Source organism: Alteromonas sp. 4NH20-0104, assembly GCF_057547795.1.
The window spans coordinates 67,611-81,630 of record NZ_BAAJLP010000007.1 but is presented as its reverse complement, the minus strand read 5'-3'; the positions used below and the strand labels follow the sequence as shown (position 1 = coordinate 81,630).

The 14,020-nt window shown below is 48.6% G+C and carries 15 protein-coding genes and 1 tRNA gene; 5 read left to right on the top strand and 11 right to left on the bottom strand.

The genetic code is table 11. The features are described from left to right. Nucleotides 1–8 precede the first annotated feature (8 nt). The 4 genes from putP to AC27IB_RS06955 all read right to left on the bottom strand — a co-directional run bounded on the left by putP (nucleotide 9) and on the right by AC27IB_RS06955 (nucleotide 3,864). Entirely contained in the window at nucleotides 9–1,505 is a 1,497-nt protein-coding gene (putP, locus tag AC27IB_RS06970) for a sodium/proline symporter PutP (protein ID WP_296050512.1), read from the bottom strand. A 352-nt stretch (nucleotides 1,506–1,857) separates the two neighbouring features. Further along, nucleotides 1,858–2,406 carry a hypothetical protein gene (locus tag AC27IB_RS06965; protein ID WP_487119858.1) on the bottom strand — a complete coding sequence of 183 codons (549 nt, stop codon included), beginning with the start codon at nucleotides 2,404–2,406 and terminating at the stop codon, nucleotides 1,858–1,860. A gap of 229 nt (nucleotides 2,407–2,635) precedes the next feature. Further along, entirely contained in the window at nucleotides 2,636–3,322 is a 687-nt protein-coding gene (locus AC27IB_RS06960; RefSeq protein ID WP_487119856.1) for an SDR family NAD(P)-dependent oxidoreductase, read from the bottom strand. Next, nucleotides 3,319–3,864 carry a DUF2878 domain-containing protein gene (locus AC27IB_RS06955; RefSeq protein WP_487119854.1) on the bottom strand — a complete coding sequence of 182 codons (546 nt, stop codon included), beginning with the start codon at nucleotides 3,862–3,864 and terminating at the stop codon, nucleotides 3,319–3,321. The genes AC27IB_RS06960 and AC27IB_RS06955 overlap by 4 nt, the downstream gene beginning before the upstream one ends. A gap of 120 nt (nucleotides 3,865–3,984) precedes the next feature. On the opposite strand from AC27IB_RS06955, the gene AC27IB_RS06950 reads away from it, so the two are divergent. The 3 genes from AC27IB_RS06950 (at nucleotide 3,985) to AC27IB_RS06940 (ending at nucleotide 6,441) form a co-directional block, all read left to right on the top strand. Continuing rightward, entirely contained in the window at nucleotides 3,985–5,628 is a 1,644-nt protein-coding gene (locus AC27IB_RS06950; protein WP_487119852.1) for a diacylglycerol kinase family protein, read from the top strand. Nucleotides 5,629–5,798: 170 nt separating this feature from the next. Then, nucleotides 5,799–6,233, top strand: coding sequence for a hemerythrin domain-containing protein (locus AC27IB_RS06945; protein WP_487119850.1), 435 nt, complete (start codon nucleotides 5,799–5,801; stop codon nucleotides 6,231–6,233). 13 nt (nucleotides 6,234–6,246) lie between these two features. Then, nucleotides 6,247–6,441, top strand: coding sequence for a hypothetical protein (locus AC27IB_RS06940; protein ID WP_487119848.1), 195 nt, complete (start codon nucleotides 6,247–6,249; stop codon nucleotides 6,439–6,441). Here the strand turns inward: AC27IB_RS06940 and AC27IB_RS06935 are convergent. From AC27IB_RS06935 to ftsH, 7 genes are all read right to left on the bottom strand, one after another. Further along, a complete protein-coding gene (locus AC27IB_RS06935) occupies nucleotides 6,438–6,608 on the bottom strand; it encodes a YqaE/Pmp3 family membrane protein (protein WP_487119846.1) in 171 nt (56 codons plus the stop codon). The two genes, AC27IB_RS06940 and AC27IB_RS06935, sit on opposite strands and share 4 nt — an antisense overlap. Before the next feature lie 68 nt (nucleotides 6,609–6,676). Then, nucleotides 6,677–6,761: transfer RNA gene (locus AC27IB_RS06930), tRNA-Leu, on the bottom strand. A 19-nt stretch (nucleotides 6,762–6,780) separates the two neighbouring features. Beyond that, nucleotides 6,781–7,134, bottom strand: coding sequence for a preprotein translocase subunit SecG (gene secG, locus AC27IB_RS06925; protein WP_487119844.1), 354 nt, complete (start codon nucleotides 7,132–7,134; stop codon nucleotides 6,781–6,783). A gap of 12 nt (nucleotides 7,135–7,146) precedes the next feature. Then, nucleotides 7,147–7,881, bottom strand: a complete 735-nt coding sequence (tpiA, locus tag AC27IB_RS06920; protein WP_296044434.1) for a triose-phosphate isomerase — start codon at nucleotides 7,879–7,881, stop codon at nucleotides 7,147–7,149. 113 nt (nucleotides 7,882–7,994) lie between these two features. Further along, nucleotides 7,995–9,341 carry a phosphoglucosamine mutase gene (gene glmM, locus AC27IB_RS06915; protein WP_296044433.1) on the bottom strand — a complete coding sequence of 449 codons (1,347 nt, stop codon included), beginning with the start codon at nucleotides 9,339–9,341 and terminating at the stop codon, nucleotides 7,995–7,997. Nucleotides 9,342–9,355: 14 nt separating this feature from the next. Then, on the bottom strand, nucleotides 9,356–10,177 hold the full coding sequence (folP, locus tag AC27IB_RS06910; RefSeq protein WP_487119841.1) for a dihydropteroate synthase: 822 nt from the start codon (nucleotides 10,175–10,177) through the stop codon (nucleotides 9,356–9,358). A 72-nt stretch (nucleotides 10,178–10,249) separates the two neighbouring features. Beyond that, complete coding sequence (gene ftsH, locus AC27IB_RS06905) at nucleotides 10,250–12,196, bottom strand: ATP-dependent zinc metalloprotease FtsH (protein WP_487119839.1); 1,947 nt, start codon at nucleotides 12,194–12,196, stop codon at nucleotides 10,250–10,252. 633 nt (nucleotides 12,197–12,829) lie between these two features. On the opposite strand from ftsH, the gene yhbY reads away from it, so the two are divergent. Together yhbY and AC27IB_RS06895 are read left to right on the top strand one after the other, a co-directional pair. Continuing rightward, nucleotides 12,830–13,123 carry a ribosome assembly RNA-binding protein YhbY gene (gene yhbY, locus AC27IB_RS06900; RefSeq protein WP_296044426.1) on the top strand — a complete coding sequence of 98 codons (294 nt, stop codon included), beginning with the start codon at nucleotides 12,830–12,832 and terminating at the stop codon, nucleotides 13,121–13,123. 88 nt (nucleotides 13,124–13,211) lie between these two features. After that, entirely contained in the window at nucleotides 13,212–13,988 is a 777-nt protein-coding gene (locus AC27IB_RS06895) for an SDR family NAD(P)-dependent oxidoreductase (RefSeq protein WP_487119837.1), read from the top strand. The last annotated feature ends 32 nt before the right edge of the window (nucleotides 13,989–14,020 follow it).

Genomic DNA, 14,020 nt, shown 5'->3' with positions numbered 1-14,020 from the left:
CTATCACCTTAAGATAATTCTGCTAAAACTTTATTTGTTTCGGTAAATTTCGCCTGCACTTCTTCGTGCGGCTCTTCACTGAAGATAATCACGCCCCAGATAGTCAGTGAACTAATGATAAAGCCGGGGACAATCTCATAAACCACACTGCTGAGTGTTGCACCACCTTCAAGCACCGGCGCATATATCCAGAATAAAACAGTAATAGCACCGCTTAATATTCCCGCCAGAGCAGCTTTATGAGTTAAATTTTTCTTATATAAACAAAACAGTACTAATGGTCCGAACGCGGCGCCGAAACCGGCCCAGGCGTTACTGACCAACGATAAAATACTATTCGATGAATCCCATGCCAGTACCAGGGCCACCAGAGCAACACCTGCTACGCCATAGCGGCCGATAGCAACCGTTTGTTGCTGGGTCGCTTCTTTTTTACTCACAACCCGGTAAATGTCTTCGGTTAACGAACTGGCCGATACCAGCAACTGCGACGAAATAGTACTCATGATCGCCGCCAGGATAGCCGCCATTAAGAAGCCGCTGATTAACGGGTGAAACAAAATGTCAGAGAAAATAATAAAAATAGTCTCTGCGTCGTCTACCTGCAAACCAAACTGGTTCGCGTAAGCAATGCCTACGAAGCCCGTACCGAGCGCACCAATTATTGTTACCAGCATCCATGACATGCCAATATTACGTGCGGTTGCAATGGCCTTAACTGAACGAATTGCCATGAAGCGCACAATGATGTGTGGCTGACCAAAATAACCTAATCCCCATGCCAGACTGGAAACCAGCCCCAGTAGTGTCAGTTGCTGCCATGATTCACTCAGCGATGGCACCGATTCCAGCGCGGCACTATTCATTTGTGCCAGGCTGTCAAACTCCGTAAATGCCACTATCGGTACTAACACCAGGGCCACAAACATAATGCAGCCTTGCACAAAGTCCGTCATGCTGACCGCCAAAAACCCGCCCAGCAGAGTGTAAGATACGACTACCGCCAGCGTAATAATCAATCCGAGTTGATAGCCCATACCAAAGGCACTCTCAAATAATTTACCGCCGGCCACCAGGCCCGCTGACGTATACAGCGTAAAGAACATCACGATAATACCAGCCGACACCATGCGAACACTGGCATTAGACTGACCGAACCGTTTGGCAAAAAATTCCGGAATGGTTAACGAGTCATCGGCAACCTCGGTGTAAACTCGAAGCTTCGGCGCAACGAAAAAATAGTTCGCCAGCGCACCGGCCACCAAACCAATTGCGATATACATAGCGTCGAAACCGGTTAGAAACATCGCTCCGGGCAAGCCCATTAGCATCCATCCGCTCATATCGGATGCACCGGCAGACAATGCGGTAACATGCGGACTAACCTGACGACCGCCCAGAATGTACCCGGAAATGTCACTGGTAGACTGCTTGTATGCAAACAATCCAATACCCAGCATGACTGCAAAATAGATTGCTAAAGAGATGTAACTTTCAAACGCCATAGAAAAAGAGTGCCTTTGTATTTTTGTCGTTTACTGATTATCAATATTAATTAGAGGTCTAATTATACGTACATAAATATTTATTACAAGGGCGAAGGCGGAGTTGGCAGGGTGTAAAATCCATTAAAACAGCTATCTGCACTCCATATCAAGGCCGCAACCCTGTCACAGTGAAATGCCTGGCAATTTGTCGAGGTGAAACTTTTAACCCTTGATTTAAATAACTTTTTATTTAACTTACGGTACTTATACCGGCTAAGCATTAAAAACATCGACTAGCGAATTGAATCAACATCTCTGCTCAATTCATGACATTTTTGTTACGGGTCTAAATATTAGTGTTCTTTACCATCTACGCAGCAAGTGTTGCCAGTTTGCTCGCAGACTGACGTACTGAAACGGCAATGCCTTCACACCAGGACTGAAAAGTAGCCGACTCAGCAGTTGAATATTCAAGACCGAGCCACTGGCAATCAGCCCCGTGAGCGGCAAAGCTCACCCGCATGGCCAGTTCAATGTTTGAAAACGCGCCTTCTTCAGTAACGCTGAAAGCCGCCGCAACATCACATTCGGTCAATAATTCCTGCTGGCAATGGCTGAAAATCATTTCAAATCGTTTCGCCAGTGGACTGGCAGCGTCAGGCGGCAGTTGAAAAATCAAACCGTCAAGGCCTTTGGATTTATCCTCTTTTCTGACAATATCGGAGTGCGTGAGTAATTGAATTTTGAGTCCACTGTTGCCAAGTTGCGCGCCCAGACGATGAACTCGCTGTCGTACCGCCTCATTCCATTCATACAGCACCACACCCACGGAAACGATCGATGGCTGATAATGCTCCTGAGTAACCACTGGGCTTTCATGGCTGCCTGCACTGACAGACATTGCTAAAGTCTCACTCACTGATATTTCTCCTTTCAAAACTGCCAGGTCATTTCCACCTTCGGCTTTGCATTATGGGTTGGTACTTGCAACCCATAATGCAAACCTGACGCCAATTCAAAAAATATCAATTAATCTTTATTTTTCAAAAATATAGAAACAATAAAAGAGCTGAGGACCACAATTTCGTTACCGCAGACAGGCAGAAATACCTGCCAGTGTGAAAAATATTCACACTGGCAAAGCAGGTTTACCAGGAGATAGGTTTACGCTTTCTGAAGAACATGCCATGGGGGCTGTCTTCATCCAGACTGGCCAGCCAGATAGCCGTATCAGCGCCTTCCTCGGGTGACAGGGGCGCACTCGAACCGCCCATCCGCGTATGTACCCAGCCAGGGCACATAGCATTCACCTTAACGTTTTTGCCCGTGGGCACTGAGGCCGCTGTTTTCACAGTCAGTGCATTAAGCGCTGCTTTAGACACAGCATAAGCGGGAGGACCCTGGAGCTTTTCTGCAAAGCTTCCGTAGCCGCTTGAAACATTGATGATCCTGCCATAGTTATTATCTAACATTGCCGGCAACAATGCTTTGGTGAGCGCAGCTGGCCCTTTTACATGCACATCAAAGGCCATTTGCCAGTCACCCGGGTCCAGATCAGCGAGTTCATCGCTGTGCATAACGCCGGCATTGTTAATTAAGATATCCACGTTACCGTAAACTGCAACAGCGCGGGTCAGCGCATCTTCCATACCGGCTTGCGCGGTGATATCCATAACGATGGGATGCACATCGCCATTGAGTTCAGCGCAGGCTTGCTCTGCATCTTCTTCGTCCCGGGCGACCAGTAATACCTTATGACCCAGCTTGAGTAATCCTGCGGCAATCGCAAAACCGATCCCACGGTTGCCTCCTGTTACCATCGACAAGGGTGTCATAACTTCTCCTTTGTGATTTGGAATGTGTCATTGCCAATAAGCCGTTCGGTTACGGCTTCAACGCGTTGGCTCAGCAAAAAGATCACAGGCATAAGGCATGCCCAAATACCGCCAAGCAGGATCACCGTGGCATAAAACCCGTGGCCAAAAGCCACCGCCCCAAGCTTCATACCACCGATATAACTTAGTGTACCGCCCACGGCCCCGAGGAAAGCCGCCAGTACATAATGTTCACTGAGATAAGCCAGGCTGTGCCTGATAGTGGAAGCAAAAGCCAGCCACAACACAATCAACCACATTGGGATCGGTAAGAATTGCCCGGCGCCGGAAAAAATATACACACCAGACAAAGCTAGCAGGCTATCAATAACTACACCTGCTAGCGCCACCACTGCCACAACTGCCAGTTCCACAGCAGACGACCGAACGAAAAAGACATGAGCAACAAGCAGCCCGGCAACCGCCCACCAATACTGATCCTCAAATAAAATAAGCAGCCACCAACAAGCCTGAAATCCAATGAAATTAATTAACTTAAACAATTAGTAACCTCTCTTTACCTGGCGCCCGGCACAATATTTGTATTCATTCAGCTTTAATTAAATAGCTGTAACTGATACGGCGCTGACGTTTGTGGGTTCACTAAAGGGAGAGAATATCCAATGAAGATGGTGAAGTATTACCTGTTGGCTGGCATTTTACTTTGTGTCGTCGCGGCATTTGTACCCTACTGGTGGATAAACGTGCCGGTGATTTGGACAGCAGCTTCCTTATTTGCAGTATGCGTGGCCTACCTCAGCCACTACCCAGAACTATTCAGAAAACGGGCTGATGGCCGAATTCCGTGGTATGTTCGCTGGTTGTTTATTCCTTTTCTGCTGGGGGCACAGGCCTATAACTATTATGCGCGAAAAACCGACAAGGTGCCTAATATCCAGAAAATAGAAGACCAGCTGTATCTCGGGACCCGACTGGTTAGTAGCGACATTGAAAAACTCAAAAGCCAGGGTATTGACTGCATCCTTGACGTTACCGCTGAGTTCGACAGCCTTGACTGGACCAGTTACCGCTATGATGTGGACTACCTCAACATTCCGGTACTCGACCATACCAGCCCAACCATTGAGCAACTTCACCTGACACTAAACTGGATTGATCAGCACATTCGGGATGGCCGTAAAGTGCTGGTTCATTGCGCATTAGGAAGAGGACGCTCTGTGCTGGTAATGGCCGCCTACCTGCTGGCCAGAAACGATACGCTGTCCATTGTTGATGTGATGAATAAAATTCAATCTGTACGCGCCACCGCGCGGCTGAACAAGCGACAGCTAAAGAGCCTGTCGGCCGTGAAACAGCGCGGACGCTTAAAACTTAATACTCAGCTGGCACTGATCGCAAACCCTGTAGCAGGCGGTGGTAAGTGGGCTGAATATAAAAATGAAATTCTGTCGCACCTGAACGGTCAGTTCAGAGTCACTATTTATGAGACCACACCGGAACTCGACGCTACCTGGCAGGCCCGCCAGGCCATTTCTGCTGGCAACGAAATTCTGATTGCCTGCGGCGGTGATGGCACGGTTACCGAAGTGGCAACGGTAACCCGTGAGCATGAAAAAGTGCTTGGCATTATTCCACTCGGTACGGCGAATGCTCTTAGTCAGATTGTTTATGGTCTGCGCAGTAAACTCACCCCAATTACCCGCGCCTGTGAAGTAATTTGTGAGCAACAGTACACGCCAGTCGATACGGCCGAATGTAACGGTAAACTGATGTTACTGGTCTCTGCCATTGGCTTTGAATCTCAGATGATAGAACATGCCGACCGCGAAGAAAAAAATAACGGCGGTCAAATGGCCTACCTGGAAGGACTTTGGAAGGCAATGAATACCAGCAGCCCGCAGAAACTGACCGTCACCATTGACGATGAAACCTTTGAGTTAAACACGCCGTCATTCGTTATTGCCAACGCGGCACCGTTAAGTACTGCACTGGCCCAGGGCGGCGACCTCCCTGATATGACCGACGGTGAGCTGGACATTACCTGGCTGACCCCTACTGAAGACGATATGCCGCTGTTTACCGTAGCTGAACTTGTGTTCGGCAATAAACAGTCCAAACAGTCTTCGCAAATCATCCATCACAAACGGGCCCGTCACGTCAGTATTGACCTGCCACAAGAACAGACCTATGTCATTGACGGAGAGACCTACACCTCCCGCCAGATCACGGTTAAATGTCAGGCCAGAAGCCTCAACATATTGGCCGATGCTAAACGTTTTGATGAAAATTATAGCGTCAGCGAATAACGTTTCCAGATTACATCATCAAGGGTAAATATTACCCTTGACACTCCCCTCCCCGCGAATAAAAACCACTAATAGACAATAAAATCAGAAGCTTAAATAAAGGCGCGAGTTTTGCAAATCTAACCTGTAATAACCTTACTTACTCAAATTAGTTTAAACAGGAGCGTCTTATGACAATTTTTGAAGCCTTGCGTCAGGATCATGAAAAACAACGTTTATTACTCAAAATTCTGGTGGAGACCCACGGTGATACCGCGGCACGTCGGGAGTATTTTGATGAACTTAAAGATCAACTGGAACGTCACGCCACGGCAGAAGAACGCCATTTTTATATGCCATTAATGGAAGACGATAACGCGGTTGAATTATCCCGTCACGGCATTGCTGAGCACCATGAAATCGACGAGCTGGTTGAAAAGCTTGACGACACCGAGTTTAGCTCACCGGCCTGGTTACGTTTTTTAAAACAGTTAAAAGAACAGGTTGAGCATCACCTTGATGACGAAGAGCAGGAATTCTTCCAGATTGCCGGTCGTATTCTTAAGGAAAAACAGAAAAAAGACCTCGGCGAAGCTTACCGTGAAGAAATGAGCGAACTGGCTTAAGCGAATAGTAAAGATGAAGATTCTGAAACTGGCAACGTATTTAATGGTAACCATCCCGGTGATTACGCAGCTGTATCTGCTGCTGTCACCGCTGCAAAAAAGCAGCTACGGGATACTGATGGCGGGACTCGTATTACTGCTCATCTCGGTTTGCCTGTTGGTTATACTGTCACGCTTTGTATGGCGTGCACACAGCGATTCAGCTTAAACCTGACGACTTATAATCACCGTATACAAAGCATGCAGAACACCTGGTACAAAGCCGAGCATTGTCAGCACCAGGTTCAGCCAGAATCGGTTTCCAGGGCCAGAGGTTAAGTATACCGCCAGTGGCGGCAGTAGTACGGCAAGCACAAACATCACCGTGGAATTCATTAGCTTCATCCGTTGTTTGATTACGCTTCAGACATAAAAAAACCACCCAGTTGGGTGGTTTTTTTATTTGGTGCGGAAAGCGGGACTTGAACCCGCACGGCCGAAGCCACCACCCCCTCAAGATGGCGTGTCTACCAATTCCACCACTTCCGCAAAATCGTTTCTTTCGCCCTTAGTTAGGCGTATCACCCGCAGGTTCTTCTACCGGTACAGCCGGCACATCAGTGTCTGATGGCGCAGCCTGCTGGGTTGCAGGAACTTCCAGGTTTTCCCACTCATCAGGTGCTTGTTCACGCTTGGCTGTGATGCTTCCCAGTACCAGACTGATAACAAAGAACAACGTCGCTAAAATACCTGTGGTGCGGGTCATAAAGTTACCTGAACCGCCGGAACCGAATACGGTGTTTGAACCACCGGCACCAAATGATGCGCCCATGTCGGCACCTTTACCCTGTTGAATCAACACAAAGCCGATTAACAGCAGTGCTACAACCAGGTATGCAACCAAAAGCACTTGATAAATCATTTTCTATCCTCGTTAGCCTGCCGCCTGGCAAACTTGTCTAAATTCTTCTACTTTCAGGCTTGCTCCGCCAATCAAACCACCGTCGATATCCGGCTGAGCAAATAATTCTTTCGCATTCGATGCTTTAACGCTGCCACCATAAAGGATTTGCATCATCGAAGCCAGCGGCTTGTCGAAGTTTGCCAGATGGCTGCGAATAAACGCATGAACTTCTTGTGCCTGCTCTGGTGTTGCTGTAACACCGGTGCCTATTGCCCAAATTGGCTCATAGGCTATTACCGCCTGTTGCAACTGTTCAGCTGTCATTAACGCCGTTAAGGCGTCCATCTGAGCCGCTAAAAAGCTCTCCAGCTCACCGCTCTCGCGGGTTGCCAATGATTCACCAATACAAATAATAGGTATCAGGCCACTGGCAATGGCTTTTGCTGCTTTTTGAGCAACCAGTTCGCTTGACTCGCCATGGTCATCACGTCGTTCAGAGTGACCAACAATCACATACTGACAACCAACTTCAAGCAACATTTGCGCAGAGATGTCACCAGTGTGAGCGCCATTATCAAGCTCACTCAGGGTTTGACCACCCAGCGCGAAATCAACGCCACTAAACTCACCAAGATAGCAAGCTGGCGGACAAACGATGACCTGCACTGCCGTACTGTCAACACCATCCATCAGTGTTGAAAATTCATTGACCAATGAACGGCTGCCGTTCATCTTCCAGTTTCCAGCTACGATTGGCTTTCTCATGTATCGTCTTCCAACTGTGTTTGACTTCATCCCGGCGTCAAAGCGGGCGTGATATTAACTATTCCCTTACGATTATACAAGTAAAAAACCGTAAAATATTGAGCTAAAACAGACTAACTGGACACATTACGAACAGCATCAGCGATTTTCTCCGCCCAGGTCGTAGAAGCCAGTTCGTCATCAGACTCAACCATAACCCGAATTAAGGGTTCAGTACCACTCTTGCGCAGTAATACGCGCCCCTGTTTACCCAGCGCGGTTTCCGCTTCTGCTTTGGCGGTCAGCACTTCATCACTGTTTAGCGGATCACTTTCCGGATTTTCAAAACGTACGTTGACCAGGGTTTGCGGAAATTTATCAAAACCACCGGCAAGGTCGTGTAGTGTCATATTGGCACGCAACATGGCTGAAATAACCTGTAAACCGGCAATAATACCATCACCGGTTGAGGCCAGGTTAAGGTTAAGTACGTGACCTGAATTTTCACCACCGATGGTCCAGTTTTTCTGCTGCAGTAATTCCATTACATAACGGTCGCCAACTTTAGAGCGCTCAAAAGGAACACCAAGCTTATTCAGAGCCAGCTCAAGACCGAGGTTACTCATCAGAGTCCCTACCACGCCGCCGCCATTAAGCCGCCCGCTCTTCAATGCATCCCGGGCAATAATGAAGAGTACCTGGTCGCCATCAATGACATTACCCAGGTGGTCTACCATCATTATACGATCGCCATCCCCATCCAGCGCGAAGCCCAAATCTGCGTTGTGCTCCAGCACTGCCTCAACCGTAGAACGCATACTGGTGGCGCCAACACCTTCGTTAATATTCAGTCCGTTCGGTTTGGTGCCAAGTTCAATCACTTCCGCCCCTAGTTCAGCAAGCACATTCGGCGCAATGTGATAGGTTGCACCATGGGCGCAGTCCACCACGACTTTCAACCCCTGCAGTGACAATTCGGAAGGAAACGTACCTTTACAATATTCTATGTAACGGCCTGCCGCATCATTAATACGGGTAGCTTTACCCAGCTTGTTTGACGCCACGCAAGTCATTGGTTTATCCATCATTTCTTCAATGGCTATTTCGATATCGTCATCGAGCTTAAAGCCATCAGATGAGAAAAACTTGATGCCATTGTCGTAATAGGGATTGTGCGACGCACTAATGACAATCCCGGCTTCTGAGCGAAAGGTTTTCGTCAAATAAGCAATGGCTGGCGTTGGCATGGGGCCCAGCAGACCACTGTTGATACCCGCTGCGGATAAGCCCGCTTCCAGTGCCGATTCCAGCATGTAACCGGAAATGCGCGTGTCTTTACCAATCAGTACTTTGTTGGTGCCATGACCGGCCAGCACTTTACCGGCGGCCCAGCCTAACTTAATCACAAATTCCGGGTTAATCGCGCTCTCGCCCACTTTGCCGCGGATACCGTCAGTACCAAAATATTTTCTAGCGCCCATCAAACTGTTCCTAATTATAATGCATTAATAAAGCTGGCAACTTTCACCACATCAGCCGTCTCGGCGACGTCGTGTACTCTTATTATTTGCGCACCTTTCAGTGCCGCAAGGGTTGCCACTGCTAAACTACCCGCCAACCGTTTATCCACGGGCTGACCGGTTAAATTCCCTATCATGGATTTGCGCGACATGCCCACCAGTAACGGCATATTAAACCGGTGGAATCGCTCAAGTTTGTTCAATAACTGATAGTTATGCTCAAGAGTTTTACCGAAGCCAAACCCGGGGTCAAGCAGGATTTTATCCCGGCTGATACCCACTTTCTCGCAAGCCGCAATCTGCTCTGTAAAAAACCGGTCGATGTCTTCAAATAAATCATCGTACTGCGGGGAAGCCTGCATGGTTCTCGGCTGCCCCTGCATGTGCATCAGACAGACGGGCACGCCGAATTTAGCCACAACTTCCCGACAACCTGGCTCCTGTAATGCCCGCACGTCGTTAATCAGGTCACCGCCTGCGGCCAGCGCTTCACGCATAACCAGCGCTTTACTGGTGTCAATTGATATCACAATATCAGATTGTGCCCGCAGTGCTTCAACAACCGGCACAACGCGCTCTAACTCTTGTTCCAGGCTAACATCCGGGGCGCCGGGCCTGGTTGACTCGCCGCCGATATCAATAATGGTTGCGCCGGCTTGTTCCATCGCCCTGGCCTGTTCGAGCGCGGCCTGTAAACTATTATGTTGACCACCATCAGAAAACGAGTCCGGCGTCACATTGAGGATCCCCATCACCTGGGGTTGAGAGGTAGATAATGTTATCGATCTGATTTGCATAGCGGATAATATGTCAGAGTAAATACAAAAAAGCGCCGGGACTGCCGGCGCTTTTATTTAATTGGCCTGGGCTTAGCCCGGCAGGTCACCAGGTTTACCCACTGACGATTTGTCTACGCCGTCGTCGGTAATTTCACCTTCCTTGCTGGGGGTACCACCACTTGGCTTATCGCCACTTGATGGACGGTCGTCCCAACCGGCTGGCGCCCGCACATCACGACGTGCCATCAGATCATCAATCTGTTTGGCATCAATCGTCTCATACTTCATGAGTGCATCTTTCATTGAATGCAGGATATCGATATTTTCTTCCAGGATGCTCTGAGCACGGTCATAGTTGCGGTCAATGACGGACTTAATTTCCGCATCAATTGCACGGGCAGTGTCGTCAGACATACTCGATGCTTTCGACATAGATTTACCCAGGAACACTTCGCCTTCTTCTTCGGCATAAAGCATTGGACCCATCTTGTCGGACAGTCCCCACTGCGTCACCATCTTTCTGGCGATGTCAGTGGCCCGCTCGATATCATTAGACGCACCGGTAGTCACTTTTTCCGAACCATAAATGATTTGCTCGGCCAGACGTCCGCCAAACAGGCTTGAAATCATACTTTCAAGATGTTGCTTGGTGTGGCTAACCCGATCCTGCTCCGGCAGGTACATGGTTACACCCAGTGCACGGCCGCGCGGAATAATCGATACTTTGTAAACCGGATCGTGTTCTGGCACCATGCGCCCAACGATGGCGTGACCCGCTTCGTGGTAGGCCGTCATGGTTTTCTCTTCTTCAGACATCACGATTGACTTACGCTCAGAGCCCATCATGATTTTGTCTTTGGCTTTTTCAAACTCTTCCATTGACACCAGTCGACGGTTGGCACGGGCTGCGAATAATGCCGCCTCATTCACCAGGTTTGCCAGATCAGCACCAGAGAAACCTGGCGTGCCACGGGCAATCACTGAAGGCTCAACGTCATCGGCAATAGGTACTTTGCGTACGTGAACTTTCAGAATTTGTTCACGGCCGCGAATATCCGGCAGACCAACGACCACCTGACGGTCAAAACGTCCAGGACGCAGCAGAGCCGGATCCAGTACGTCAGGGCGGTTCGTTGCGGCAATAACAATAATGCCCTCGTGACCTTCAAACCCATCCATTTCAACCAGCATTTGGTTGAGTGTCTGTTCGCGTTCGTCGTGACCGCCACCCAGACCTGCACCACGCTGGCGACCTACGGCGTCAATTTCATCAATAAAAATGATACAAGGCGCTGCTTTGCGGGCTTGTTCAAACATGTCACGAACCCGTGAGGCACCAACCCCAACAAACATTTCAACGAAGTCGGAACCGGATATGGTGAAGAACGGTACTTTTGCTTCACCAGCAATGGCTTTCGCTAACAGGGTTTTACCGGTCCCGGGAGGACCAACCATTAGCACGCCTTTAGGAATTTTGCCGCCGAGTTTCTGGAATTTAGAAGGATCACGCAGGAAATCCACCAACTCAGACACGTCTTCTTTCGCTTCGTCACAACCGGCCACATCGGCAAACGTGGTTTTGATTTGATCTTCGCTAAGCAAACGCGCTTTACTCTTGCCAAATGACATAGCCCCGCGGCCACCGCCACCCTGCATTTGTCGCATGAAGAATATCCAAACCGCAATTAACAGCAGCATTGGGAACCACGAAATGAATATGGACGTCAGAATTGACGGTTGCTCTGGTGGTTCACCGTAAACACGCACGTCTTGTTTGACCAGGTCAGAAATTAACTGATCGTCAAAGTAAGGCACAACCGTTTTAAAGGTCTCACCGGAACGCTTTACACCACGAATTTCATTAGTTTCGTTACTAATGCGCACTTCACGAATCGTGCCCTGCTTTACTTCTTTTAGGAATGTGGTGTAGTCAGTTTGTGCCCGGCCGGATTCGCTGGGAGAAAAACTCTGGAAAACCGCCATTAAAACTACTGCGATCACCAACCACAAGATTAAGTTTTTTGCCATGTCGCTCAATGCTACTAACCTCTGTAAAAATCATCCGGTCCCAGTGTGACGCCAAATTGCGCCACTAAAAACTACCGGTGAGTGTCTCAAAAACGCGATACCTAAGCCTACTATACTTTATAGACGCTTGCTACCTAATACGCTTCTCTACAACGCGCTCCGGGGAGATCCACTACGCGTATTGCAACGGTTTAAACTTTGTACTGGTAACGCTGAAAAAACCATTTTAACTCTCTCCTCATACAACGCATAAGACTGCAAATTTGCTGCCAGGTTCCAACCCATTGTCGCGCTGAATCCATGCCTGGTAAAAAACCCTCATCGCTCAGTTGGCCAGGTAACTAACTGTCCGCTCTTCGTCAGCATTGCAGTCAGATCTTGCTGACTTGCTCACCCTGTTATTACGGCTCAGCCACTTATTGTGGTCAATTTGATCGTGAAAAGTTTTTATCCACCCCGGTTTACCTTCAGGCTTGATAAACACATAACCAGGCTACATGTTCAATTATTCAACCATTGGTACTGCCGGAAGCGTCTTTTTTGTCTTTACCGCACAATCTCGTTAGGATTGTAGTCGAGATGGCGTTAGAATACGTTTTTTCAAGACAGACTTTGCACTTAAATTGTAAGAAAAACTGAATAATGAAACTTTCAAATAAACAAAAGCAATTCCTTAAAGGGTTAGCCCACCCATTAAAACCCGTTGTCCAGCTTGGCGGCAATGGCTTAACCGAAGGCGTTCTGGCTGAAATTGACAACGCCCTCAATCATCACGAATTAATCAAGGTAAAAGTACCGACCGACGATCGTGAGGAAAAATCACTGATCATGGATGCCATTATTCGTGAAACCAACAGCGAAAAGCTTCAGGTCATTGGTCACACCCTGATTTTGTATCGTCCCAGCGACGAGTGTAAAATTCAGTTGCCAAAATAAGTTACCGCTTCACCCTCTCATACATTCCCTTTCCGTAAACGTTAGGTAAAATGCAGTTAACATTTTACTAACAACATTCGGAGTCGAAATGCAGATAGCCAATCAAACAGCTGTGATCACCGGTGGGTGTTCAGGGCTGGGCCTGGCTGTGGCCAAACAACTGGTATCCGCAGGTGCCAACGTTGTGTTGATAGATATAAATAGTGAGGCCGGTGCTGCACAACAAACTGCAATAGGTCCAGACAAAGCGTTATTCGTTAACGCGGATGTCACCAGTGAAGCGGCTATTTCAGCGGCACTGGACAGTGCAGTAAACGCCTTTGGTGCCGTTCACTTTTGTATTAACTGTGCTGGTATTGCGCCTGCCGAACGGCTGCTTAACAAGGTCGGTGAGCCAGCCAGTCTTGAACGCTTTAATCAGACCATGGCCATTAATCTTAGCGGCACCTATAACGTGGCCCGACTGGCAGCGGCAAAAATGGCTGAAAATACGCCGGATGCCGATACCGGCGAACGCGGGGTGATCATTAATACCGCTTCTATTGCCGGTTATGAAGGGCAAATTGGCCAAACAGCTTACGCAGCAAGTAAAGCGGCAATAATAGGGTTAACGTTGCCTATGGCCAGAGATCTGGCGGCGTTGGGAATTCGGGTAAACAGTATTGCACCCGGTGTCATGGCTACCCCGTTGCTGACGGCTATGCCTCAACCCGTGCAGGACGCACTGGGCGCTAACGTCCCGTTCCCGGCTCGCCTTGGTAGTCCCGGTGAATTTGCCCAACTGGCACAACATATTTGTCAGAACAGTTATATAAACGGCGAGACCATCCGCCTGGATGGCGCGTTGCGCATGCAGCCTAAATAACGGCCTTTGGCATACCGGTGTGCGGGCTGCTG

Bases quoted from the DNA above. Each gene is read 5' to 3' on its own strand.
- AC27IB_RS06950 (WP_487119852.1), top strand. From the start codon at position 3,985: ATGAAGATGGTGAAGTATTACCTGTTGGCTGGCATTTTACTTTGTGTC.
- AC27IB_RS06960 (WP_487119856.1), bottom strand. From the start codon at position 3,322: ATGACACCCTTGTCGATGGTAACAGGAGGCAACCGTGGGATCGGTTTT.
- glmM (WP_296044433.1), bottom strand. From the start codon at position 9,341: ATGGGCGCTAGAAAATATTTTGGTACTGACGGTATCCGCGGCAAAGTG.
- putP (WP_296050512.1), bottom strand. From the start codon at position 1,505: ATGGCGTTTGAAAGTTACATCTCTTTAGCAATCTATTTTGCAGTCATG.
- AC27IB_RS06945 (WP_487119850.1), top strand. From the start codon at position 5,799: ATGACAATTTTTGAAGCCTTGCGTCAGGATCATGAAAAACAACGTTTA.
- AC27IB_RS06940 (WP_487119848.1), top strand. From the start codon at position 6,247: ATGAAGATTCTGAAACTGGCAACGTATTTAATGGTAACCATCCCGGTG.
- yhbY (WP_296044426.1), top strand. From the start codon at position 12,830: ATGAAACTTTCAAATAAACAAAAGCAATTCCTTAAAGGGTTAGCCCAC.
- secG (WP_487119844.1), bottom strand. From the start codon at position 7,134: ATGATTTATCAAGTGCTTTTGGTTGCATACCTGGTTGTAGCACTGCTG.
- folP (WP_487119841.1), bottom strand. From the start codon at position 10,177: ATGCAAATCAGATCGATAACATTATCTACCTCTCAACCCCAGGTGATG.
- AC27IB_RS06935 (WP_487119846.1), bottom strand. From the start codon at position 6,608: ATGAATTCCACGGTGATGTTTGTGCTTGCCGTACTACTGCCGCCACTG.
- tpiA (WP_296044434.1), bottom strand. From the start codon at position 7,881: ATGAGAAAGCCAATCGTAGCTGGAAACTGGAAGATGAACGGCAGCCGT.
- AC27IB_RS06895 (WP_487119837.1), top strand. From the start codon at position 13,212: ATGCAGATAGCCAATCAAACAGCTGTGATCACCGGTGGGTGTTCAGGG.